Below are 22,727 nucleotides of genomic sequence, written 5' to 3' on the forward strand. Positions count from 1 at the left end.
CCACCTGTTCTATTTTAGGGACTTATTGGACAGCCTCTTATTATTGTTGAAGATAGTCTATTAACAAGCTGATGATCGCCGCAGTATCGGCTCGTGTCGCTGCGTCATTTGGACGGAATGTTGCTTCATCTTTTGTGATAATGCCCAAATCCGCCAAAGCGGAGATCGCATAAATCGTTTCATTGTCGAAGTTGCCGAGATCAGTAAATGGGTGTTTCAATGAGGATGAAAAATCCTTTGTATCAACACCTTGTTCAAGTACACGCCAAGCGATCAATGCCAATTGTGCTCTCGTAACGTTGTTTGTTGGCTTAAAATAGCCATTTTGTCCACGCACTAGCCCATTTGAATAAGCAGCCATTATATCTGCCTGTGTAGCTGGCGCATAGCCGGAAATATCAAGGAAGGCGTTGTCTTCAGTAGAACGATTCTTCAATTGCAATGCTCGTACAATAACTGACGCGGCCTGCGCCCTAGTTAAGTTGTTATCCGGTTTAAAAGTTCCATCTGTGTAACCATTGAATATACCGTTTTCGATTGCTTGTTTAATATATGCTTCAGCCCAATGTCCGTTGATGTCAGTAAATAAAGGCGTGTCCTCAGCTATTTGATAAGAGATTGATAGATAAGGGTCACTTTCATTGCCATGTTCATCAACGGCTTTCACACAAAAGCTATAAGTTTGATTTGCGTTTAAATCACTGAATGTATAGCTCAGTGTAACCATAGGCAAGGATGTTACCTTTACATCGTCTCTGTAGACATCGTACGTTACAGTTGTTCCGTCATGAGAAACAGGTATCCATGATAGCATTAAGGCATTTTTCGAAATAGGTTGGATTGTAATGCCATCCACTGGAACAATAGGGAATGTCTCTACCACTTTATCCCAAAAAAGTTTGGCAGTAACTTCATAGCCTGCAGGGCTTAAATGAATGTTGGCAGGGTTTGGCAAGTAGTTTTTATAATCCTTTGCAATGGCATCAGCCGTCTCTACAAAAAATACATTTGGCATTTGTGCAGTCATACTAATCGCCTTATTAAGCCCATCCAATAATTGTGAAAGCAAAGGTTGGATGTCTTTCGATAAATGAGGGAAAGGATTATAATATCCCATTACATATACTTGAGCTTTGGGATTTATGGAGTGAATTACCGAGATTATTTCAGACAGGTTCCGTCCGACTTGTTCGATTTCCTTCTGAATTGCTGTTTCGTTAAACTTCAAAGTTCTTTTTAAAGCGTCAACTTCTACATGAGATAGAACATCGTTTGCTCCAGCGGTAATTGTAATGATTTCCGCTTCCTTTATTGCCTCTTGCATACGTACTGTTTTACCTTCAGCTGTTTCTTTTGCTACATTTTGCTTAATGTCGTTAAGAACATCGACTGTTGTGTAGCCAGAAACGGCAAATTGCTTTGTGAAGGAGCTGAGCAATCCGACCTCTGAAAGTTTATTTGCCAGATAATCGGTATAACCGTCCCCAATTTTTCCTTGATGATCCATGCCTTCCGCTAAAGAATCTCCTAAAGCAACATAGTCTACAGATGTAACCCAAGAAGGAGCTGTCGTTTCTTGTGCGCTTACATAGTGTAGCGGAGAAATTCCAATGTACATTATTAAAGATAGAACAAGCATTATTTGAAGCATACATTTCTTCTTCATCTAATTCCCCCTTTCATTTAGTATCATTTTAGCTAACAATTTTGAAATTTACAATAAAAAACCGGAAGATTCATTCTTCCGGTCAAATAAACCTTTTTCTAATTTCAGGAGGAGGGAGCATGCAAGCGTCTTCGTTTTTACCAAACCATTTGTAACGATTTTTGGCGATATAGTCATAAACGCCGTCACGTAACTTTCTTGGGACGAGTATAAATAGAAAAAGAAGATGCCAAAGACCGTCCAATTTTTTCGCGATATGAAGGGCTGCTGCAGATTTGGTATACGATTTCCCTTTTTCAATTAATACAAGACTGTCTATGTCATCGGGGATTTTATATTGCTTCCGATATCTTTCTCCAGTTTCGCTTTGCAGCGAAGTAAAGTAGAAGTGGGCTGAAGGATCCCTTTTTATAATGAACTGAACGCTTTTATTGCAAAAATTGCATTCTCCATCAAATAAAATGATGCGCTTCAAGGACAGCACCTCCTATTTCTTATAGTATACCCGAATTAACGATTATAACTCTTAAAAAAGGGTATAGAAGTTTTAATAATGTCATATAAAATAACAAGCGTTTGAAATTGGTGGTTACCGGTATGAAAAAAAGGAGGGAAAGTTGAAGTGGGAAGTGAATTCGTTGATCCGTTTGAAATGGAGAAAAGAAAAGATCCTGAATTGATAGCAATAATGGAAATGATTGATGAAGGCTCGCCAGTTCATTATGATCACGATCATGATGGACTAAAAAAACTAAGAGAAGTAAATGGATTTGACGAAAAAGAGTTACCGCGAACCTATCAATAAGTTTGGAAGGATCGTTCTCCTACGGGGAATAGATCCTTTTTTAAAGCCGGTTTTGTTTTTGAACATTATTGTGGATTCCTTAATATAGGTAAATGCCCGGCTGTTTTCCATAATTCACTTAGTCGCTCGCCCGTCTGTCCTTCCTTTTTGCACATGTAATAGAGGGAGGGGGTGAGTGAAGATGATGATGCATCATGGCCATTGTCATGGCAGCCATATGATGTCACACTGTCAAATGCCGCAATTGCAACCGGTCGTATGTCCGGCTCAACGTCGTTATCACGACCAATTTTTTCCGGTGGAACAGCCTATTATCCACCCGATCGTCAATGTAAACAGAGTGAATCCTGTTGTCGTACCGCGCAACTATTACACTGAAACGACTGAAAGCGTGATGGGCTCGCCAGTTTTCCCGGGACGAGGTTTTGGCGGCGGACGTAGATTTAACCGCTTTGGAAGACCGTTCTAAAACAGAAAACAAAGCTGTTCCGTACAAGCGGAACAGCTTTATTTATGTTTGTTGCAGAGGTAGTATAAACCGATTGAAAAAGAATCCGTTTTTGCTGCTTGTGCGTTCGCAACACTCGAATGGAAAGGACGCTCAACACCTATTCCACATTAAAATATCTTGCGTCAGGATGTGCGAACACCATTGCGGATACGGACGCTTCTGGCTCCATCATGAATTCTTCGGTTAGATGGACGCCGATGTCTTCAGGTTTCAGCAATTTGAAGAGCTTCGCTTGATCGTCCAAATTTGGGCATGCCGGATAGCCGAATGAGAAACGTTGGCCTTGATATTTGGCAGCGAATCGCTCACGCATTGTGAAGTCGGTTGCATCCGGGAACCCCCATTGGTCACGCATTTCTTGATGGACACGTTCAGCGAACCCTTCAGCCAATTCCAATGCAGTCGCTTGGAATGCATGGCTTTCAAGAAACTTACCTTCTTCTTTTAATTGTTCGGCATATTGTCGTACGCCGTGTCCAGCAGTCACTTGCATGAACCCGACGTAATCCATTTCTCCGCTATCTACTGATTTTAAATAGTCAGCGAGACAAAGGAACGGTTCTTTTAGCTGTCGTGGAAAAGTGAATCGTTCAATGATCGTTTTCCTGTCATTCGGGTCATAAATGATCACATCATCCCCGTCTGACTGGGCAGGGAAAAATTGATACATTCCAGAAGCGGATAATCTTCCAGATTGAAGGAACTCTGTGACGAGCTTATGCAATTCAACCGCACGGGGCTCTTTTTCTAAAAGCATTTTATCAACATTTCCGCGCAGCCCTAAGTGATGTCCAATGAGTGTCCGCATATTGACATACGGATAGAGATGGGCGACGGAATAATCCTTCATTACTCTTCGTTTCAGGTCCTTCGGTACAAATACTCGTACGTCCTGCCTCACAGTCTTTACAGGTCTTGCAATGACGGCCACTCCGCCATCATTGCGCGTGGCACGGAGCGCTTCAGTTTCTTGCCGCTTCTCTTGTTTTTCTTCTATTTCCAATAGCAAAGATTGTCGGTCATCACTTTGCAATCGGTTGGCTAATTCCAAACCGATCATAGCATCTTTTGCATAAATGACCGGTCCGTCATATTCTGGCGCGATTTTCGTTTCGGTAAATCTGCGTGTCAAAGCTGCGCCTCCAACCATGACGGGAATATCGATGCCTGCCGCTTTGAAATCTTGTGCGGTGAGCACCATTTGTTGGGCGGATTTGACTAATAGCCCAGAGAGCCCAACGATATCCGGTTTCTCTTTCCGGATAACATCAATCAAAGTAGCGGGCGTCACTTTAATGCCGATGTCGATTACTTTATAACCATTATTGCTCAATATGATGTCGACAAGGTTTTTTCCAATGTCATGAACATCGCCTTTCACTGTTGCAAGGACAATTTTTCCTTTACCTGAATCATCCTCTTTTTTCTCCATGAACTGTTCCAAGAAAGAAACGGAAGCTTTCATCACTTCAGCACTTTGTAACACTTCTGCAACGATTAACTGATTGTCATTGAACAAACGCCCAACCTCCGCCATGCCATCCATGAGCGGTCCGTTAATAATATCAAGCGGAGTATCGTACATTTTGAGAGCCGCCTCAAGGTCCGGGATCAGCCCTTCCTTCGTTCCTTCTACTATGTAATAGGAGAGGCGTTCTGGCACTGTTTTCGGTATATCATCCTCCGTCTTCTCTTTCTTTTTGTCCCGATAAAAATCCGTAAAGTCAGATAGTGTTTGGTCAGTCGTAGAGAATAACAAATCATTTGCGAGCTTTATTTCATTTTCTGGAATGGAAGCATAGCGTTCTAACTTTTCCGTGTTGACAATGGCATAATCGAGCCCGGCTTGTGTGCAGTGGTATAAATAAACGGCATTCAGCACTTCGCGACCGACAGGCGGCAGCCCGAATGAAACGTTGCTGACACCTAAAGTTGTTAATGACCTTGGCATTTTCTCTTTGATCAAACGGATGCCTTCAATCGTTTCAACTGCAGATCCGATATATTGCTCGTCGCCAGTTCCGACAGGGAATACTAACGGATCAAAAATGATGTCTTCGGGTGCAATCCCCCATTTATTAACGAGCAAATCGTAGGAGCGCTCTGCGACTTCAAGCTTTCTCTCACGTGTTACAGCCATGCCTGTTTCGTCGATTGTCCCGACGACAACAGCGGCGCCAAATCTTTTCACAAGAGGGAGGACTGCATCGAATCGTTCTTCGCCATCCTCCAAGTTGATGGAGTTAATAATTGCTTTTCCTTGCGAATATTTCAATGCTTCTTCAATTACTTGCTCATCTGTCGAATCGATGACGAGCGGCACTTTCACTTTTTTTACGACCTGCTGCATGAAATTTTTCATATCGCTTAATTCATCTCGGTCAGGATTCGCCAAGCAAATATCCAACACGTGGGCGCCGCCACGCACTTGAGCACGTGCAATTTCAGAAGCCTCTTCGAATTTCTCTTCGACGATTAGCCGCTTGAATTTGCGGGAACCAATAACATTCGTCCGTTCGCCTATAAGCAATGGCCGCATTGACGAATCGTAAAGAAGAGGCTCGATGCCTGATACGGCATGCGGTCTGTTCTCAACAGGCTTTTGACGAGGAGGCAAGCCATCGACAGCCTCTTTGATCGCCCGAATGTGCGCAGGTGTCGTGCCGCAGCATCCGCCAACCATGTTCAGCCAGCCTTTTTCGGCAAAACCTAAAAGCTTTTGAGATAAAGACTCGGGAGATTCATGGTAATGACCTTCTTCATCGGGCAAGCCGGCATTCGGATAGCAAGTGACATAGCTCGCTGCCAAATCTGAAAGGGAGCGAAGGTGATCGGTCATGAATTCAGGGCCAGTCGCACAATTCAATCCAACTGACAATGGTTTAATATGCTCGATGGAAATATAGAATGCTTCAATGCTTTGCCCTGCCAAAGTCGTTCCCATCGGTTCGATCGTCCCTGAAATCATCACGGGCAATTCGATGCCAGTCTCCATGAATGCTCGTTTAATGCCAATCGTTCCAGCTTTGACGTTCAGCATGTCTTGACTCGTTTCCATAAGGAGCAAATCAGCACCGCCTTCGATCAGAGCTTTCGCTTGCAGATAAAAGTCTTCCGAAAGCTTGTCAAATGTCGTACCGCCGGTGACGGACAATGTTTTAGTCGTAGGTCCGATCGCTCCTGCGACAAATCTTGGACGTTCCGGGGTGGAATAGTCCTTCGCGCATGCTTTTGCAATTTCGACCGCTTTTTTGTTAATTTCATGTGATAGGTGGCCGAGGCTGAATTCATCCAATACGAGGGGGGTTCCCCCGAATGTATTTGTGCTAATAATATCTGCACCGGCTTCCAAATAAGCACGGTGGATTTTGTCTAAAATGTCAGGTCTCAGTACATTTAAATATTCATTGCAGCCTTCGTATTCTTCGCCCCCAAAATCTTCGGCAGATAAGTTTTCGGCTTGCAACATTGTGCCCATCGCCCCATCTATGATGAGGATTCTCTTTTCAAGATGCTGTTCAATAAGATGTTTCGGCATGGACAAATTCCCTCTCCTTCTTCCCATCCAATAGTTGGATATGTTTTATTAACTCCAATGACATATCGTATCGGAGAAATGGTGTAATGATATAGATGCCATTGAAAAGTTTCGCCGCTGTATCGATCAATTCCTTTGAGATAGCAATACCTTCCGCTGTAGCCCGTTCGCGGTCATCTCCACAATCGCGCATCCGTGCAAGTACATCTTCAGACAGCTTAATACCAGGTACTTCATGATGCAGGAATTCGGCATTCCGAATATTCGTCAACGGCATAATGCCTATGAAAATCGGTGTATCCAAATGCTTTGTCGCTTCATATATTTCCTCGATTTTCTCTTTCGTATAAACAGGTTGTGTAATGAAATAATCCGCCCCACACTCAATTTTCTTTTCCAACCGCTTAACGGCACGATCCAATACTCGGACATTAGGATTGAAGGCGGCGGCTACTGAAAATTTCGCTTTTTTGCGGAGCGGTTTCCCGGAGAAGGAAATGCCTTCGTTCAACTGCTTAATGAGTTGAATTAATTCCAAGCTCGATACGTCGTAGACGCTCGCTGCTCCCGGAAAATCGCCGACCTTCGTAGGATCGCCAGTAACTGCCAAAATATCGTGGATACCAAGTGCATCAAGCCCCATTAAGTGTGATTGCAAGCCAATTAGATTATGATCGCGGCAAGTTAGATGCACTAGTGGTCGTATAGCATGCTGTTGTTTCAATATAGAGCCCATCGCCATATTGCTAATCCGTGGCGAGGCTAAAGAATTGTCTGCCATCGTTACAGCGTCAACTCCTGCGTTATAAAGCTGTTTCGCCCCTTCAATATAAGCTTCCGTTTCTAAATGGCGAGGCGTATCCAGTTCGACGATGACTGTCCGTTCTCTTTTGGCCTTTTCATGAATGGGTTCGAATAATGCAGGTTCAGCATCGCGTATTACAATCGGTTTTTGGGATTTAACTTCTTTCTTTGTAACCGGCTTTAAGCCGGCTAATTGTTTTTTAACAGCTGCAATATGTTTAGGTGTCGTGCCGCAGCAGCCGCCGATCAGACGAACCCCTTCATCGCGCAGTAAAGCGGCTGCTTTTCCGAAGTAATCAGCTTCAGATGAGTAGACGATTCGCCCATCTTCCACATCAAGCAAACTGGCATTCGGAGCTGCGGAGAGCAGAAGTCCATCCGTGAGATTCACTTTTTCAAATGCTTGGATTGTATGGTAAGGACCTAACCGACAGTTGACTCCGACGACATCAGCCCCTAAATCGGAAAGCCTATGCAATGCTTCGTTCAGCACCAAGCCATTTTGGAGTATTCCCGGTTCCTCCATGGAAACTTGGGCGATGATAGGCACATCTGTTAATTTCTTGAGTGCCTCGACAACTGTCGTCAGCTCTTCAAAATCATAGTACGTTTCAAGCAATAAACCGTCAGGATCTCCGGACAATAAAGCATCAGCCTGTTCATGGACAATATGGAGAACTTCTTGCAAAGAGGCATCGCTTTTACGGATTCCACGTAATCCGCCGATTGTCCCTAAAACGTATTGTCCTCTGCGTGCGGCTGCCCGCTTGGCAATGCCCATTGCAGCTGTATTGAATTCCTTCACACGATTCTGCATGCTGTAGCGAGATAATTTCAATGCGTTGGCGCCATATGTATTGGTTTGAATGATGTCCGCACCTGCAGCGATATATTCCTCATGGATTTTTTCAATCACTTCTGGTTTTTCTACATTTAGCTCTTCGTAGCAAAAGTCGATTCCGTATGAGTAAAGCAATGTTCCCATCGCACCGTCCGCCGTCAAAATATCTGTCTTCAATCTTTCAAGTAATGTCATGTTTTCCACCCTTTCTTTGCATATTGTTCAATCAAGGAATAGATGAAAATAATTATTTTTGATTCAGCACGTTATGAATATCCGCAGAATAATGGATATTATGCTTGCGAAGGAGAGTGGTCATTTGCTGAAATAAAAATAAAAAGCCTTCTGAAAATAAGAAGGCTTCGAATATGCGAATAAAGATCGCTCCTTCTCATCTATCAGGCAAGTATGCCTGCTGGAATTAGCACCTGACCAATAATGGCTGGTTGCTGAAGCTTCGACGGGCCAGTCCCTCAGCTTCTCTTGATAAGAATAGATATGCAGTTATTAGAATAATTTAAAGTATCATACCCTTTATTGTTTCATACGTCAATAGCTGAATTATGATAGAATGGGCGTACGAATAGAAAATAGTAGGTGAAAACGTTGAGGATTTTCAAATTTTCCGTTCCAATTGCGCTTTTGGTTGCTGGGATTGCATGGGTTATGCTCAGTAAAAGCTTTCAGGAAGTTCCGGGTATGCATCGTGTTTGGATTACGATTGGAGCAGCAGTCCTGAGCGGGGTACTTGCCCATTTTTTATTTCCTAAGAGCGAAGATAAATAACGTTGAAAAATCGATAGCGAAAATAGCTGTCGATTTTTTATTGTACTATTTGAGTTAACTTAAAATATTTTTGGGTTGACACAAATGGTGTCAGCTATTATTCTATTAACAGAAAACAAAAGGGGTGTATATTGAATGACTACGACAACTGTGAAAACGAAAAGTTCTATGAGTGCACTGAGCCTTGTCTATTGCGGAATGTTTGCAGCACTTATGATGATCGGAGCGAATATTACAACGTTTGTGCCGTTCTTAGTAGTTGGTGGGGTGCCGATTACGTTGCAAACGTTTTTCTCTATTTTGGCAGGTTTGATTTTAGGAAGCCGTTTAGGTGCAATATCGATGACGGTATATATGGCATTAGGGCTTGTAGGGGCACCGGTATTCGCAAAATTTCAAGGCGGATTTGGATCTATTTTAAGCCCGACTTTTGGTTTTGTTTTGTCATTTATTCTTCTTGCATACGTAGCGGGATTGATCGTTGAAAGGTATGGGAGCTTGAAGAGCTATATCGTTGCTGCGTTAGTCGGGATGAGCATCAATTATTTATTCGGCACGAATTGGATGTATTTTTCGTACAAGTTTTGGGCAGCTGCACCGGATGCATTCAGTTATGCAGTTGCATGGGCGTGGATGGTTCCTCCGTTGCCGAAAGACATCCTATTATCGGTTTTGGCAGGCATTTTCGGCCACAGGATGTATAAAGTGCTGAAAGTGAGGCGATCGCATTGAGGGGACTCGACTTTAATGCCATAGCGGATCGTGTGCTGTCAGGCGAGGACATTACGGATGAAGAAGCGATGGCCATTTTGGACTGCCCTAATGAGGAGCTGCTTCTGTTGTTGCATGCTTCATATAAAATCCGGAGTTTTTATTATGGGAATAAAGTAAAGTTGAATATGATCATCAATACGAAATCAGGTTTATGTCCGGAAAACTGCGGATATTGTGCCCAATCGATTGTTTCAAAAGCGCCAATTGAAAAGTATGCGATGATGAAGCAGGAAGAAATCGTCGCAGGTGCTGAACGAGCGGCATCTGTAAATGCAGGGACGTACTGTATCGTTGCGAGCGGACGTGGACCGGTGAACAGGGAGCTTGAAATTGTCGTTGACGCAGTCAAAGAAATTAAATCAAAGCACCGTGATATGACGGTGTGCGCTTGTCTCGGCATTTTAAAGCCGGAACAAGCAAAACGGCTGAAAGAAGCGGGCGTTGACCGATACAATCACAATATTAATACGTCGGCAGCCCACCATAATAACATTACAACGTCGCATACATACGAAGATCGTGTCAATACGGTATCTTTAGCTAAAGAGGCCGGTATTTCGCCGTGTTCCGGCGTTATTGTCGGCATGCGCGAAACGAAAGCGGATGTCATTGCAATGGCGCGTAGTTTGCATGCGATGGATGCTGACTCAATTCCAGTAAATTTTTTGCATGCAGTTGACGGCACGCCGCTTGAGGGGACGAAAGAACTGACGCCGCGATACTGTTTAAAAGTGCTTTGCCTGTTCCGTTTTATGAATCCAACGAAAGAAATTCGGATTTCGGGAGGCAGGGAAGTGAACTTACGCTCGCTCCAGCCATTAGGTCTTTACCCGGCCAACTCAATTTTTATTGGGGACTATTTGACGACAGCAGGGCAGGAAAGTGATCGGGACAAGCAGATGTTAGAAGATATGGGGTTTGAAATTGATCTGGAACCGCTTGGAAAAGAAGCTTTGGTGAAGTAATAGATGAACGCCGTTTTATGATCGTTCTTATTTTTATAGAGTAAAAAGTGTGGCTATCTACTAGTAATTTAAGCTACTGGATAGCCTTTTTGTTATGTCCGTAAATTAGAGGCTCTTTATTCCAAAAATCAATTTTAACTCATTTCGATTTTCTAATTTGGCTTCTTAGGTTTTTTCTCTTTAAAAATCGATAAGGAGGGTTTTGTTATTTGGGAAATATCATTTTTAACTTCAATTATAACATTGTGTTTCGGGATTATTAAGCAGTCTTGGTTCTTAACATTCATAAGCACAATTGCTTTTTTGCCTACCGCTTACTATTTTTCGGGAGCAAATAGCGCTTTAAAATACATGGGTTCAACCCCAATTGTTTTACTATTGTTGACAATCTACTTTTGGTTTTTAAGGAAAAACACCAAAACTTTGTAATGGTAAAAGAACGGTAAAGTCAGGCAGACTGCAGGTTTGTACGCTCAAAACACCTGCAGCTGGATAAATCCAAATTTAACTCGACCATGACAACGGTAAAATTGATTTGGATGGAAGTGTACCTAAAAATTGTTTAAATAACTATTCCTTACAATTGAACGGAATGAGGTCTACCAATCGGCATCTTTCCGCGAACCCTTGACAGTGAGAAGGGTCAAGTTAACCTCACCACTGTTCTTTGGAGAACGAAAGTGCTTTATGAGTTTTTTAAAATGATTTAAGATTTATGCGCATGGCATGTCGTAGTACCCGTTTTCAGTTATCGTTTGTGTTAAGGGAACTGTTTATACGTTTTTTGATAAAAGCCTTATGCCGGTATTTTTAATTTATGTGAAACGATCGTCTTGCTCAACCGTATAAAAGAGTAGGTGATAATCCCAAATAAAAGAGGAGTTTTGTATGACACACTTATTATTGTTTTCATTAGTGGCGGGCATCATTTCGGCAATGGTTATTGTTCCGTTTACAGCGGTAAAGAAAGAGAGCGGTGAGGCGGCATTCAATAGGATTGCTGCTCTATCTGCGACAGTTGTTGCAATGACTGTCATTACCTTTGCAATTTATTATATAACGAACATGGATCGGAATTGGACATCGCTTTGGGCGTTGCTTCTTATTGTTACTTTTATTGGGGCGCTGCTTTCGACAGGAAAGGAACGAAGCGCCAAGGTTGTGCTCTTTTTAGGGGCACTATGCGTTGGGGCGTATATTCTAAGCGCACCGGTTTTCAACGCAAATAAAAAGTTTGCGGCGATGGAAATGGAGCAGCAAGTGGAAATCAAGGCGTTTGATGAAACGAAGACACCAGCAAGTGTGCCGCCTAAATTTGCGCGGAATAAAATGAAGAAGGCATTTGGGCAAGTACCGAATACGAGCTACTATGAATTGGGCCATTTGCAAATTCAAAAAGTGGATGGGAAATTTGTTTATATCGCTCCTGTAAAGTTTTCGGGCTTCTTTAAATGGTGGAATGGTAAGACGACTCCGGGCTATTTTACGATGAGCGCGACAGATTCGAATGATAATCCGAAGTTTGTAAAGACGGAAATGGCCTATACACCATCGTCGTACTTCCATAAACAAGTGGAACGTCATATGCGTATGGCAAAGCCGAATTTAATTTTTTATGGTGATGTGCAACTTGAAATTGATGATGAGGGCAAGCCGCATTATATCCGCTCTTATGGTGAGTTCATTACTGCGCGGAACGGCTTTGACGTGAAAGGGATCGTTATGGTAGACCCGGAAACAGGGGAAGTGGAACAATATTCACTTGAGGAAGTGCCGGAGTTTGTTGACGGCGCAGTTTCACCAGAAGCGGTCAGTCTTCAAAACAGTTATTTCGGGAAATATATTCATGGTTTTTGGAACTCAATTATCGGGAAAAAAGATGTGAAATTGCCTTCAGACGAAGGAGTAGAGGCGAATGTCAGCCCGGTATTCGATGAAAATGGGCATATGTATTATTTCACTGACTTTACGAGCCCGAAAGAGGAAGTTGATTCGATGTTAGGCTATGCGCTAACGGATGGTCGAACGGGCGAAGGGATTTATTATACAGGTAATTTGGAAGAATCGTATATGGATTCCCAAGGCACTTTACAAATAATCGAGAAGAAGTTCATTGAAAAGAAATGGTCCGGGGAAATGCCGGTACTTTATAACTTTTACGGTGAAGCGAGTTGGCTGACGCCGGTGCTTGATTCAAATGGGTTCCTACAAAACTACTTTATCGTTTCGGCGGCGAATCCCGAGATCTCTGTCTATGCAAATTCGCCGAATGAGGCATTGAAGCTTTATAAAACAGCTTTGCAGCGTGGCGGCAGTACGGTTGATGGAAGCTCGAATGCTGAGGAAGTGAAGACGACGGTCAATGTTGTCCGTGTATATAAAGAACGTGTAGGCGACTTCACGATTGTTTCCGTGTTGGGTGATGATGGCAAAAATTATATCGTATCGACGGAAGCAATTCCGCTTTCGATCTATGTACAGGAAGGCGATCGTCTCGCCATTACGTTTTACGAAACAGGAGAGCTATTCCTTACTGTGAAAGAAATGAAAAATTTAACAATCGAATAGTAAAGAGGCAGCCGTCTTATTTTCTGGGGGCTGCCTTTTCCTGTTGTAAGTCGACAAATTGCTAAGTTAGGTGACATTCATGACATATTCCTCTTTAAGTCCATCCGTAAAAGGCAATGCTCGGATAAAGGCGAACAGTTTGTCGAATTCTGTTTCATTACTGCAAGATGTTTAAAGAGTTTCACGCGGGCTGGAAAAGGAATAAAAAAAGCGGAGGGAAAATCCTCCATGTAGCTAATGATTCCTATCATGAACGAAAGGAATCTAAAATGTTCTTTTTCCCTTCTGTTTTAAAAGTGAGAACTTTATCGGTCGGTTCGTATTGATCGCCGTAGAAAGTCTCATCCTTATACGTGTGGATTTCTTCGTATGTTGTTTTCATCGCTTCGTAAACCGCTTCTTCATCTGCTTCGGTTGGCGACCAATAGAGAATTTCCATTTCATTTTGCTTACCTGTTGATAGCGATCTTCTACTATAACCAATTCTTCTTGCATGGTGAAATTGCTCTCTGGCATAAAACCGCAGTCTTTTCTCGGTATCCGTATCTTTATAATCGAGCGGCTCCACTTCAAGTATAATCGGTTTTCCTTTCTGTTTTAATGATGCTATTAACTTTTTGCCTATGCCCATGCCACGTGATTTTTCGGAGACATATAAATAATCGATAAAGATGAATGTTTCCGTTTCTGCATACATTAGAACGTGGTGGAGGCCTTCTTCTTTTCGATAAACATTATTTTTATCTTTCAAAAGTGCATCCATATGTTCTTTCGACTTCATTTCTTCAATTGGAAAATATTCGCTAAGCTTATCATACCAGTTCATTTTTAGATTCTCCTCCGTTAATAGGTGTGAAAATATGCATAAGATAGAACATGAATCATCAGCTACTTGAATGCCCCTCTGTGTTCAAGATTCAACTGATTATAGAGCGAGTATCGGGTGTGCAAATGGGGTAGAGAGGGTGAAAAGGACGGACATGATAAAAGATGATTGTTTGCCTCAATCATCTTCATCCGTCCTAAGCCCGCTCGAAGAAGAGGAAAAAGAGGTCAGAAAAAATCCTCAAAAAGATAAATACCCGATTTTTAAAACTTTAAACATACATCTTTTCACATTGCTTATCGATTGATTTTAAGGACTTTTTTCATGTACAATTAAGTCAAATATAGTCAAAGTCAGCGAATGGACATCTAAGAGAAGAGGTGAATAGGATGCGTAACATTTCAGATATTATAGAAGGGTATTTGAAGGCGATTATCGAAAAGGAAGATAAAGGCGCTATTGAGATTAAAAGAAGTGAAATTGCGGAAAAATTTCAATGTGTGCCTTCTCAGATCAACTATGTTATTAATACCCGATTCACATTGGAGCGCGGTTATGCGGTCGAGTCAAAACGGGGTGGCGGAGGATACATTCGTATTTATCGTATCCAAGCAAATTCGCATAAGGAATTGATCGAGCATATTTTGGAAGGATTGCAAAATGGAGCGACTTATACGATGGCTGAAGATGTAGTACATAGGCTATTGGAAGATAAGGTTATCTCCATGCGCGAAGCTAAAATCATACTTGCAGCGGTTGATCGTACGACGCTCCATTATCCATTGCCCGAACGAGATGTCATAAGGGCTCGAATTTTGCAGGCGATGCTATTGACGTTACTATACGAACAAATGGAATGATAAATTTGATAAGGACGAGGTGGCAATGATGAACTGTGACAACTGTAAAGAAAGACCGGCGTCTGTCATATTTACACAAGAAAGTATGAGCGGCACTTCGGAGCGACATCTTTGTGAAAAATGCGCATTCCAATCGCAAATGTTTCAATTCGATCCGAATCAGGAACCGTTGTCCATCCAACAATTCCTTTCTCATTGGTTTGGTGGAACAGAATTTCAGCCGTATCAGCAAACGAGGGAAAGTGCGCCGGAAGGGCCGAAATGTCCAGAATGTGAGTTGACTTTCAAACGCTTCATGGAAATTGGCAAATTTGGATGTCCGACTTGCTATGATACATTTAGAGATAAATTGCCGCGTATATTAGGAAAGCTTCATAACGGCCATACAAAACATGTTGGCAAGATTCCAATTTCATTCAATGAACATTTTGCTTTGAAGAAGAAAATAGAAGAAATTCGAGTGAGAATGCAAGATGCTATTGCGGAAGAGCGATTTGAAGAAGCTGCGATATTGCGTGATGAAGTAAATGAATTGAAGCAACGTCTATCAGAAAGTGGCGATGGAGGTGCAAACGGCCATGTCAATTGATAAATTCATGAAGCATGCGACTACGGGATGGATGACTTCTCACGGAGAGCAATCCGATATAGTTATGTCGACCCGTATTAGGCTTGCACGCAACTTGAGAGGGCATCGTTTTCCGATAGCGTCTACTGAAGAGGAAGCACAAAAGGTCGATGAAGCAGTTACAGCATCTTTGCTTAATTCTAATGAAAACGGGTATGCCTATATGAAGATGTCGGATATTCCCGCATTGGAGAGGCAAGTATTAGTAGAAAAGCATTTAGTTAGTCCTCAGTTGATAAATCCGGACCGCCATGGCGCTGTTATTTTATCAGAAGACGAGACGCTCAGCATCATGGTCAATGAAGAAGATCATATCCGAATACAATGCATTTATCCTGGTTTCCAATTAGAAAATGCTTACGAGCATGCAGATTCAGTTGATAATTATCTTGAAAATGAACTGCCGTATGCTTTCGATGAGGATTTCGGTTATTTGACGAGTTGTCCATCGAATACCGGTACTGGAATGCGGGCATCTGTCATGATGCATTTGCCGGCGTTGACCATTACGAAACAGATTGAAAGGATCATTCCGGCTATTACGAGATTAGGTATGGTCGTGCGCGGCAGCTACGGCGAAGGAAGTGAAGCGCCAGGGAATGTATATCAAGTGTCAAATCAGACAACGCTTGGTAAGACGGAAGAGGAAATTCTATCTGAGTTGAAAAACATTGTATTGCGATTAATTGCTCATGAAAGGCGCTCACGCGAACTATTGCTGTCTAAATCCAAAATCGCTTTGGAAAATAAGCTTTTCCGCTCATTGGGCATCATTTCATATGCAAGGCTATTGCCTTCGGGAGAAGCGGCGAGATGTCTTTCCGACGTACGCCTCGGCATAGACTTAGGCATTATTGAAGATATCGACATGATTATTTTGAATGAATTGATGATCTTCATGCAGCCTGGTTTTCTCCAACAATACGCTGGCTCCGAATTGACTGCGGAGGAAAGGGATATTTTTAGGGCAAAGCTATTTCGAGAAAGATTGCATGTCGATCGGCAATCAACAGAAAATTCCTCGGAAGAATGAGCGTCTGTTTTGCATTGATCGTGAACGCTCTGTATAATTAAGTCAAAGATAGTCAAAGTCAAAACGAGTAGTAGGTCGCCTATGTTTTATAGGCGGCGTCTCTCTCCCGTTATGTGAAGTTTGAAGGTCAGAATCGACCCTAATTAGGGTATTTGATAAAGAGGAGTGATCGTATATGATGTTTAATCGTTTTACGCAGCGTGCGCAAAAAGTTTTGCAATTAGCTCAAGAAGAAGCGATTCGATTAAAACATGAATCCATCGGTACCGAACATATTTTATTAGGATTGATTCGTGAAGGCGGTGGCATCGCTGCTAAAGCACTCGAAGCGATAGACGTCAGCTTTGAAACAATTGAAAAAGGAGTAGAAAGCCTCGTTGGTTCCGGTACGAAAGAAGTCGGTCCGATTGTACACTATACGCCAAGAGCGAAAAAAGTGATTGAACTGTCTGTAGATGAGTCTAGAAAATTAGGTCACTCCTATATCGGCACGGAGCATATTCTTTTGGCGTTGATCCGTGAAGGAGAAGGCGTGGCAGCAAGAGTGTTAAATAATGCCGGCGTTAGTTTGAACCGCGCAAGACAACAAGTACTTCAGCTATTAGGAAATAATGACAGCTCAGTCGGTACGCAAAGTAATTCTTCATCTGCGTCAACGCCGACTTTGGACAGCTTGGCTCGCGATTTAACAGAAGTGGCCCGTGAAGGAACGTTGGATCCGGTCATCGGTCGTAGCAAAGAAATTACACGTGTGATCGAAGTGTTGGCAAGACGGACGAAAAACAATCCGGTACTAATCGGTGAGCCGGGTGTAGGTAAGACGGCTATTGCAGAAGGGCTCGCGCAACAAATTGTTAATAATGAAGTTCCTGAAATTTTGCGTGACAAACGTGTCATGACATTGGATATGGGAACTGTTGTCGCGGGAACAAAATATCGTGGAGAATTTGAAGACCGCATGAAGAAAGTGATGGAAGAAATCCGTCAGGCGGGCAATATCATTTTATTCATAGACGAGTTGCATACGTTGATTGGTGCTGGTGGAGCGGAAGGCGCTATCGATGCATCGAATATTTTGAAGCCGTCACTTGCCCGCGGTGAACTGCAATGCATCGGTGCCACAACGCTCGATGAATACCGCAAATATATCGAGAAAGATGCTGCGCTTGAAAGAAGATTCCAGCCGATCCAAGTTGATGAGCCAACTGTGGATGAAACGATTCAAATTATCAACGGCTTGCGTGACCGTTATGAAGCGCATCATCGCGTAAAAATTACGGATGAGGCAATTGAAGCGGCAGCGAAAATGTCAGACAGATATATTTCAGATCGTTTCTTGCCAGACAAAGCAATTGACTTGATTGATGAGGCGGGTTCAAAAGTGCGCTTGCGCTCCTACACGACTCCGCCGGATTTAAAAGAGTTGGAAGCGAAATTAGAAGCGATTCGACATGAAAAGAATGCAGCGGTACAAAGTCAAGAGTTTGAAAAAGCAGCATCATTCCGAGACAAAGAGCAAAAGATGAAAGACGAGCTCGAAAGAACGAAAACAGAATGGAAAGAAAAACAGGGCAAGAAAGAGTCTGAAGTGACTGTGAATGACATTGCCGAAGTTGTAGCGATGTGGACCGGCATACCGGTTGCAAAGATTGCGGAGACCGAGTCTGCGAAGTTATTGAATATGGAAGAGCATTTGCATGAACGCGTCATCGGGCAGAAAGAAGCAGTGACAGCGATTTCTCGTGCGATCCGAAGAGCGCGTGCAGGGTTGAAAGATCCAAAACGTCCGATCGGCTCCTTCATCTTCTTAGGTCCTACAGGTGTCGGTAAAACCGAGTTGGCCAGAGCGTTGGCTGAATCGATGTTTGGCGATGAAGACGCGATGATTCGTATCGATATGTCCGAGTACATGGAAAAACATGCAACTTCACGTTTGGTCGGATCTCCACCGGGATATGTAGGTTATGACGAGGGTGGACAGCTAACAGAAAAAGTTCGCAGGAAACCGTACTCGGTCGTCTTGTTGGATGAAATTGAAAAAGCACATCCCGATGTTTTCAATATCCTTCTTCAAGTGCTTGAGGATGGTCGTTTGACCGATTCGAAAGGCCGTACAGTAGATTTCCGGAATACGGTTGTCATTATGACATCAAACGTTGGAGCAGAAACATTGAAGAAAAACCGCTATGTCGGCTTTAATTTGCAAGACGGCGAAAGAGATTATGATGATATGAAGAAGAGTATGTTGGATGCTCTTAAAAAGGCATTCCGTCCGGAGTTCTTGAATCGTGTAGACGAAATGATCGTATTCCACTCATTGGAAAAAGAACAATTGCGTGAAATTGTTACGTTAATGTCCGATGAGTTAACAAAACGTCTTGCTGAGCAAGATATTGAACTCGTCCTAACGGATGAGGCGAAAAACAAAATTGCGGATGAAGGCTACGACCCTGAATACGGGGCACGCCCATTGCGCAGAGCTCTCCAAAAGCATGTTGAAGACCGCTTATCAGAAGAGTTGTTGAAAGGCAAAGACTTAATGGGTGGCAAAGTGATTGTCGATGTAGAAGATAATCAATTTGTTGTAAAAACTGAAAAAATGGTTGCGACGGAGAAATAATGAAAATAGAATGGCCCTTCTGTAGAATGATTTCTACAAAGAAGGGCTATCTTTTTCATATATGGAGGATTTTATGGCGAAGAAAAAAGTGAAGTTCATGTGCCGGGATTGCGGTTACGAATCTCCGAAATGGATGGGCAGATGTCCGGGCTGCGGGGAATGGAATACGATGGATGAAGAAGTTGAATTTGTACAGAAAGGGCCGCGTGGAGCATTTCAGCATACGGAAACAATTCAAAGCAAGGCAATGCCGATTAGTGCAATTGAAACGGTGGAGGAGCCGCGCGTAGAAACTGATCTTGATGAGTTGAACCGCGTATTAGGCGGTGGGATCGTTCCTGGTTCACTTGTTTTAATCGGCGGTGATCCGGGCATAGGTAAATCGACTTTGTTGCTGCAAGTGTCTTCATTGCTTGCCAATAAAAAACAGCGCGTCCTCTATATTTCTGGTGAAGAATCGATTCGGCAGACGAAGCTGAGAGCAGAACGATTGGGCGTTAAATCAGATGAACTATTTATTTACGCCGAAACGGATTTATCAAAAATCCATGAAACGATTAACGATGTGAAGCCACAATTTGTTATTGCAGATTCCATTCAAACGATCCATCATCCAGAGGTCACTTCAGCTCCTGGGAGTGTGTCGCAAGTACGCGAGTGTACAGCAGAACTTATGCGGATTGCAAAAACGCAGAACATCGCAATCTTCATTGTTGGACATGTAACGAAAGATGGCCAGATTGCCGGTCCTCGTTTACTTGAACATATGGTTGACACGGTCCTCTATTTTGAAGGAGAACGCCATCATACGTATAGGATTTTGCGAAGTGTCAAAAATAGATTTGGCTCAACGAATGAGATTGCTATTTTTGAAATGCTGCAATCCGGGCTGAAAGAAGTGTTAAACCCTTCTGAACTGTTTCTTAGAGAGCGTTCACAAGGAGGGGCGGGATCGACTGTTGTCGCGTCTATGGAAGGTACGAGGCCTATCTTGGTCGAAATTCAAGCACTTGTCACACCGTCGAGCTTCAATTATCCGAAGCGCATGGCGACAGGGCTTGATCAAAACCGAGTTTCATTATTAATGGCTGTCTTGGAAAAGCGTATGGGCATGCTTTTGCAGGCGCAGGATGCTTATATAAAAGTCGCTGGCGGCGTTAAATTAGATGAGCCTGCGATTGACTTAGCAGTGTTAATGAGCATCGTTTCGAGTTATCGGGATGCGTCCATAGGGATTTCCGATTGTTTTATCGGAGAGGTGGGGCTCACCGGCGAGGTGCGCCGTGTTTCTCGCATAGAACAACGGGTGACAGAAGCGGCAAAATTGGGGTTTGAGCGCGCCATTATCCCGTCTTCGAATCTTGGAGGGTGGGATTATCCGGCAGGGATTCAAGTTGTAGGCGTCGAAACAATTAAAGATGCGATGCAAGTTGCGTTTGGACAGTAAAAGTTCACGGAACTGTTGGAAAAGCAGTTCCGATGTCCTTCTTTTTCTCCTACTTCGGAACTTCATTTATTTTAAAACGCTCCTAATAAAGAATGAAAAATGTATTGTAGGAAGGTTCTGAACGGCGGAAAAAATGGAAAACATGTATAGTTAAAAGTAAGATAAGGAGGTGTTGTACATGTTGAAAAGAGTGGTTCAGATCGGATTGATCCTCATTGGTGGAACGCTTGGTGTTTTATTTTTACCGCATTTATTTTCTTTATCTTCATTTACCTCGAAGCCGGTGATCGACAATCCGTATGTTGCCGCAACTTTGGGTGCTGTTTTACTATCACTCATCGGTCTTGTAGTTACGGATCCTATTGTAAATTTCATTAAGTGGATGGAAGACCGGCTATTGAAGACCCCTATTTTCGATTTGCTGTTTGGAACAATTGGTCTGATTGTAGGTTTAAGTGTCGCTTTTCTCGTCAGCTTTGGTCTGAGCAGTGTGGAAATTGGATTCATTACATCTGTTCTGCCCGTCCTGCTCTCCATCTTATTAGGGTACCTTGGTTTCCAAGTTGGATTTAAAAAGAGAGAAGAATTTCTTCATGCTGTCTTGGCGATGAGAAGCAATACGCCTAAAAAGAAAGAGGCAAGTGATGCGTCTGCTCGCGGCCCCCAATCGAAAATGAATAAAATACTTGATACAAGTGTCATTATTGACGGCAGAATTGCGGACATTGCCGCAACAGGTTTTTTAGAAGGTCTGCTCGTTGTTCCTCAATTCGTTTTAACAGAGTTGCAGCATATCGCCGACTCATCGGATACATTGAAAAGGACGAAAGGGAGACGAGGTCTGGATGTGCTAAAGCGTCTACAAACAGATGACGGTCCGAATATTTTGATTACAGATGTGGATTTTAACGATGTCGCAGAAGTGGATTTAAAATTGGTCCGCTTAGCGAAGCAAATGAATGGCCTTGTCGTGACAAATGATTTCAATTTGAATAAAGTCGCTGATTTGCATGGGGTATCCGTGTTGAATATTAACGATTTGGCGAATGCTGTGAAGCCTGTCGTCATTCCAGGTGAGGAAATGCATGTGGCTGTCATTAAGGATGGCAAGGAATACAATCAGGGCGTCGCTTATTTGGAAGATGGGACGATGATTGTCATTGAAGATGGAAGATCACAAATTGGCCAATCCATTGACGTCGTTGTAACAAGTGTCTTGCAAACTTCTGCTGGCCGCATGATTTTTGCAAAGCCTAAAAACGGGAAAAGCGCCAAAGCGAACTGATATTATCCGGTCGAATGTAATAGGAAAATCCGGTCCGATTAGACCGAAGTCAATTGGTTGGCAAGAAAGATGAGGATTTGAAGATGGAACGTTATACAGTTATGATACCTGCTGCAGGAAGTGGGCAGCGCATGGGCGCCGGTATGAACAAGCTTTTTCTTAAATTGGATGGCAAGCCGATATTGATTCATACGCTTGAGGTTTTTGAAAATGATGCCTCCTGTTCAAACATCATTCTGTCGATAAAGGAATCAGAACGGACAGTGATTGAATCGATGCTTAATCGGTTTAGCATATCGAAAGTGGTGGCTCTTGTCGAAGGTGGCAACGAGCGACAACAGAGCGTAGCTGCCTGCCTGCGAGCATATGAGGGTAATGGCGTTGTTCTTGTTCATGACGCGGCTCGGCCTTTTATTGAACATGAAGTCATCGGCAAATTGGTTGAAGTTGCGAGCGTGCATGGAGCGGCTGTTGCCGGTGTTCCGGTAAAGGATACGATAAAGATTGTTGAAGATGGAATGGTTGCGGAAACCGTTGAGCGTTCGAAACTTTGGTCAATCCAAACACCGCAGGCATTCCGTTATGCTATATTGAAGGAAGCTTCCGATAAAGCGGAGGCCGAAGGATTTTTAGGCACAGACGAATCGATGATTGTTGAACGTTTAGGCTACTCTGTGCGAATTGTTGAAGGTACGTATGAAAATGTGAAAATGACGACGAAAGAAGACATAGTGTTTGGCGAAGCGCTATTGAGGCAAGGTCGGTAGGAG

General features: G+C 43.0%; 19 protein-coding genes and 1 riboswitch. Of the genes, 14 read left to right on the top strand and 5 right to left on the bottom strand.

Annotated features, from left to right (window positions below):
* Positions 1-40 precede the first annotated feature (40 nt).
* The gene (locus tag ACFQ38_RS18255; protein WP_381482721.1) at positions 41-1,666 is read right to left on the bottom strand and encodes an S-layer homology domain-containing protein; all 1,626 of its coding nucleotides are present in this window, start codon (positions 1,664-1,666) and stop codon (positions 41-43) included.
* Between the two features lie 82 nt (positions 1,667-1,748).
* Positions 1,749-2,141, bottom strand: coding sequence for a thiol-disulfide oxidoreductase DCC family protein (locus ACFQ38_RS18260; RefSeq protein WP_336823159.1), 393 nt, complete (start codon positions 2,139-2,141; stop codon positions 1,749-1,751).
* A 147-nt stretch (positions 2,142-2,288) separates the two neighbouring features.
* Between ACFQ38_RS18260 and ACFQ38_RS18265 the strand changes: the two genes are divergently transcribed.
* Positions 2,289-2,471, top strand: coding sequence for a hypothetical protein (locus ACFQ38_RS18265; RefSeq protein ID WP_381482723.1), 183 nt, complete (start codon positions 2,289-2,291; stop codon positions 2,469-2,471).
* 181 nt (positions 2,472-2,652) lie between these two features.
* On the top strand, positions 2,653-2,940 hold the full coding sequence (locus ACFQ38_RS18270; RefSeq protein WP_336823157.1) for a hypothetical protein: 288 nt from the start codon (positions 2,653-2,655) through the stop codon (positions 2,938-2,940).
* Positions 2,941-3,079: 139 nt separating this feature from the next.
* Here the strand turns inward: ACFQ38_RS18270 and metH are convergent, their stop codons facing one another.
* A complete protein-coding gene (metH, locus tag ACFQ38_RS18275) occupies positions 3,080-6,520 on the bottom strand; it encodes a methionine synthase (RefSeq protein WP_381482726.1) in 3,441 nt (1,146 codons plus the stop codon).
* Complete coding sequence (locus ACFQ38_RS18280; RefSeq protein WP_381482728.1) at positions 6,501-8,360, bottom strand: bifunctional homocysteine S-methyltransferase/methylenetetrahydrofolate reductase; 1,860 nt, start codon at positions 8,358-8,360, stop codon at positions 6,501-6,503. The genes metH and ACFQ38_RS18280 overlap by 20 nt, the downstream gene beginning before the upstream one ends.
* A gap of 193 nt (positions 8,361-8,553) precedes the next feature.
* Positions 8,554-8,658: riboswitch (SAM riboswitch) on the bottom strand.
* Positions 8,659-8,771: 113 nt separating this feature from the next.
* On the opposite strand from ACFQ38_RS18280, the gene ACFQ38_RS18285 reads away from it, so the two are divergent.
* From ACFQ38_RS18285 to ACFQ38_RS18300, 4 genes are all read left to right on the top strand, one after another.
* Positions 8,772-8,951, top strand: a complete 180-nt coding sequence (locus tag ACFQ38_RS18285) for a hypothetical protein (protein WP_336823154.1) — start codon at positions 8,772-8,774, stop codon at positions 8,949-8,951.
* A 135-nt stretch (positions 8,952-9,086) separates the two neighbouring features.
* Positions 9,087-9,683, top strand: coding sequence for a biotin transporter BioY (locus ACFQ38_RS18290; RefSeq protein WP_381482731.1), 597 nt, complete (start codon positions 9,087-9,089; stop codon positions 9,681-9,683).
* Positions 9,680-10,690 (top strand): biotin synthase BioB, encoded by a 1,011-nt coding sequence (gene bioB / locus ACFQ38_RS18295; RefSeq protein ID WP_381482733.1) that lies wholly within the window; start codon positions 9,680-9,682, stop codon positions 10,688-10,690. The genes ACFQ38_RS18290 and bioB overlap by 4 nt, the downstream gene beginning before the upstream one ends.
* A gap of 888 nt (positions 10,691-11,578) precedes the next feature.
* Positions 11,579-13,258 (top strand): hypothetical protein, encoded by a 1,680-nt coding sequence (locus ACFQ38_RS18300; RefSeq protein ID WP_381482735.1) that lies wholly within the window; start codon positions 11,579-11,581, stop codon positions 13,256-13,258.
* Positions 13,259-13,505: 247 nt separating this feature from the next.
* Here the strand turns inward: ACFQ38_RS18300 and ACFQ38_RS18305 are convergent, their stop codons facing one another.
* On the bottom strand, positions 13,506-14,084 hold the full coding sequence (locus ACFQ38_RS18305) for a GNAT family N-acetyltransferase (RefSeq protein WP_336823150.1): 579 nt from the start codon (positions 14,082-14,084) through the stop codon (positions 13,506-13,508).
* A gap of 139 nt (positions 14,085-14,223) precedes the next feature.
* Here ACFQ38_RS18305 and ACFQ38_RS18310 point away from each other — a divergent pair, with 139 nt between their 5' ends.
* The 8 genes from ACFQ38_RS18310 (at position 14,224) to ispD (ending at position 22,724) form a co-directional block, all read left to right on the top strand.
* Positions 14,224-14,391, top strand: a complete 168-nt coding sequence (locus tag ACFQ38_RS18310; protein ID WP_381482738.1) for a hypothetical protein — start codon at positions 14,224-14,226, stop codon at positions 14,389-14,391.
* 82 nt (positions 14,392-14,473) lie between these two features.
* Positions 14,474-14,944, top strand: a complete 471-nt coding sequence (locus ACFQ38_RS18315) for a CtsR family transcriptional regulator (RefSeq protein ID WP_336823149.1) — start codon at positions 14,474-14,476, stop codon at positions 14,942-14,944.
* A 25-nt stretch (positions 14,945-14,969) separates the two neighbouring features.
* Positions 14,970-15,533, top strand: a complete 564-nt coding sequence (locus ACFQ38_RS18320; protein ID WP_336823148.1) for a UvrB/UvrC motif-containing protein — start codon at positions 14,970-14,972, stop codon at positions 15,531-15,533.
* Positions 15,523-16,605: a protein arginine kinase gene (locus ACFQ38_RS18325; protein WP_336823147.1), complete on the top strand. Its 1,083-nt coding sequence runs from the start codon at positions 15,523-15,525 to the stop codon at positions 16,603-16,605. The genes ACFQ38_RS18320 and ACFQ38_RS18325 overlap by 11 nt, the downstream gene beginning before the upstream one ends.
* A gap of 175 nt (positions 16,606-16,780) precedes the next feature.
* Entirely contained in the window at positions 16,781-19,225 is a 2,445-nt protein-coding gene (clpC, locus tag ACFQ38_RS18330; RefSeq protein ID WP_381482742.1) for an ATP-dependent protease ATP-binding subunit ClpC, read from the top strand.
* A 73-nt stretch (positions 19,226-19,298) separates the two neighbouring features.
* On the top strand, positions 19,299-20,672 hold the full coding sequence (gene radA, locus ACFQ38_RS18335; protein WP_381482744.1) for a DNA repair protein RadA: 1,374 nt from the start codon (positions 19,299-19,301) through the stop codon (positions 20,670-20,672).
* A 178-nt stretch (positions 20,673-20,850) separates the two neighbouring features.
* Positions 20,851-21,957, top strand: coding sequence for a PIN/TRAM domain-containing protein (locus tag ACFQ38_RS18340; RefSeq protein WP_336823144.1), 1,107 nt, complete (start codon positions 20,851-20,853; stop codon positions 21,955-21,957).
* Between the two features lie 83 nt (positions 21,958-22,040).
* Positions 22,041-22,724, top strand: a complete 684-nt coding sequence (gene ispD / locus ACFQ38_RS18345; protein WP_336823143.1) for a 2-C-methyl-D-erythritol 4-phosphate cytidylyltransferase — start codon at positions 22,041-22,043, stop codon at positions 22,722-22,724.
* The last annotated feature ends 3 nt before the right edge of the window (positions 22,725-22,727 follow it).

Origin of the sequence: Sporosarcina contaminans (assembly GCF_042679045.1) — a bacterium.
Lineage (GTDB): Bacteria > Bacillota > Bacilli > Bacillales_A > Planococcaceae > Sporosarcina > Sporosarcina contaminans.

Excerpts from the sequence above, each read along its gene's own strand:
- ACFQ38_RS18255 (WP_381482721.1), bottom strand. The coding sequence starts at position 1,666 with ATGAAGAAGAAATGTATGCTTCAAATAATGCTTGTTCTATCTTTAATA.
- ACFQ38_RS18270 (WP_336823157.1), top strand. The coding sequence starts at position 2,653 with ATGATGATGCATCATGGCCATTGTCATGGCAGCCATATGATGTCACAC.
- metH (WP_381482726.1), bottom strand. The coding sequence starts at position 6,520 with ATGCCGAAACATCTTATTGAACAGCATCTTGAAAAGAGAATCCTCATC.
- ACFQ38_RS18280 (WP_381482728.1), bottom strand. The coding sequence starts at position 8,360 with ATGACATTACTTGAAAGATTGAAGACAGATATTTTGACGGCGGACGGT.
- ACFQ38_RS18290 (WP_381482731.1), top strand. The coding sequence starts at position 9,087 with ATGACTACGACAACTGTGAAAACGAAAAGTTCTATGAGTGCACTGAGC.
- ACFQ38_RS18300 (WP_381482735.1), top strand. The coding sequence starts at position 11,579 with ATGACACACTTATTATTGTTTTCATTAGTGGCGGGCATCATTTCGGCA.
- ACFQ38_RS18305 (WP_336823150.1), bottom strand. The coding sequence starts at position 14,084 with ATGAACTGGTATGATAAGCTTAGCGAATATTTTCCAATTGAAGAAATG.
- ACFQ38_RS18315 (WP_336823149.1), top strand. The coding sequence starts at position 14,474 with ATGCGTAACATTTCAGATATTATAGAAGGGTATTTGAAGGCGATTATC.
- ACFQ38_RS18320 (WP_336823148.1), top strand. The coding sequence starts at position 14,970 with ATGATGAACTGTGACAACTGTAAAGAAAGACCGGCGTCTGTCATATTT.
- ACFQ38_RS18325 (WP_336823147.1), top strand. The coding sequence starts at position 15,523 with ATGTCAATTGATAAATTCATGAAGCATGCGACTACGGGATGGATGACT.
- clpC (WP_381482742.1), top strand. The coding sequence starts at position 16,781 with ATGATGTTTAATCGTTTTACGCAGCGTGCGCAAAAAGTTTTGCAATTA.
- radA (WP_381482744.1), top strand. The coding sequence starts at position 19,299 with ATGGCGAAGAAAAAAGTGAAGTTCATGTGCCGGGATTGCGGTTACGAA.
- ACFQ38_RS18340 (WP_336823144.1), top strand. The coding sequence starts at position 20,851 with ATGTTGAAAAGAGTGGTTCAGATCGGATTGATCCTCATTGGTGGAACG.
- ispD (WP_336823143.1), top strand. The coding sequence starts at position 22,041 with ATGGAACGTTATACAGTTATGATACCTGCTGCAGGAAGTGGGCAGCGC.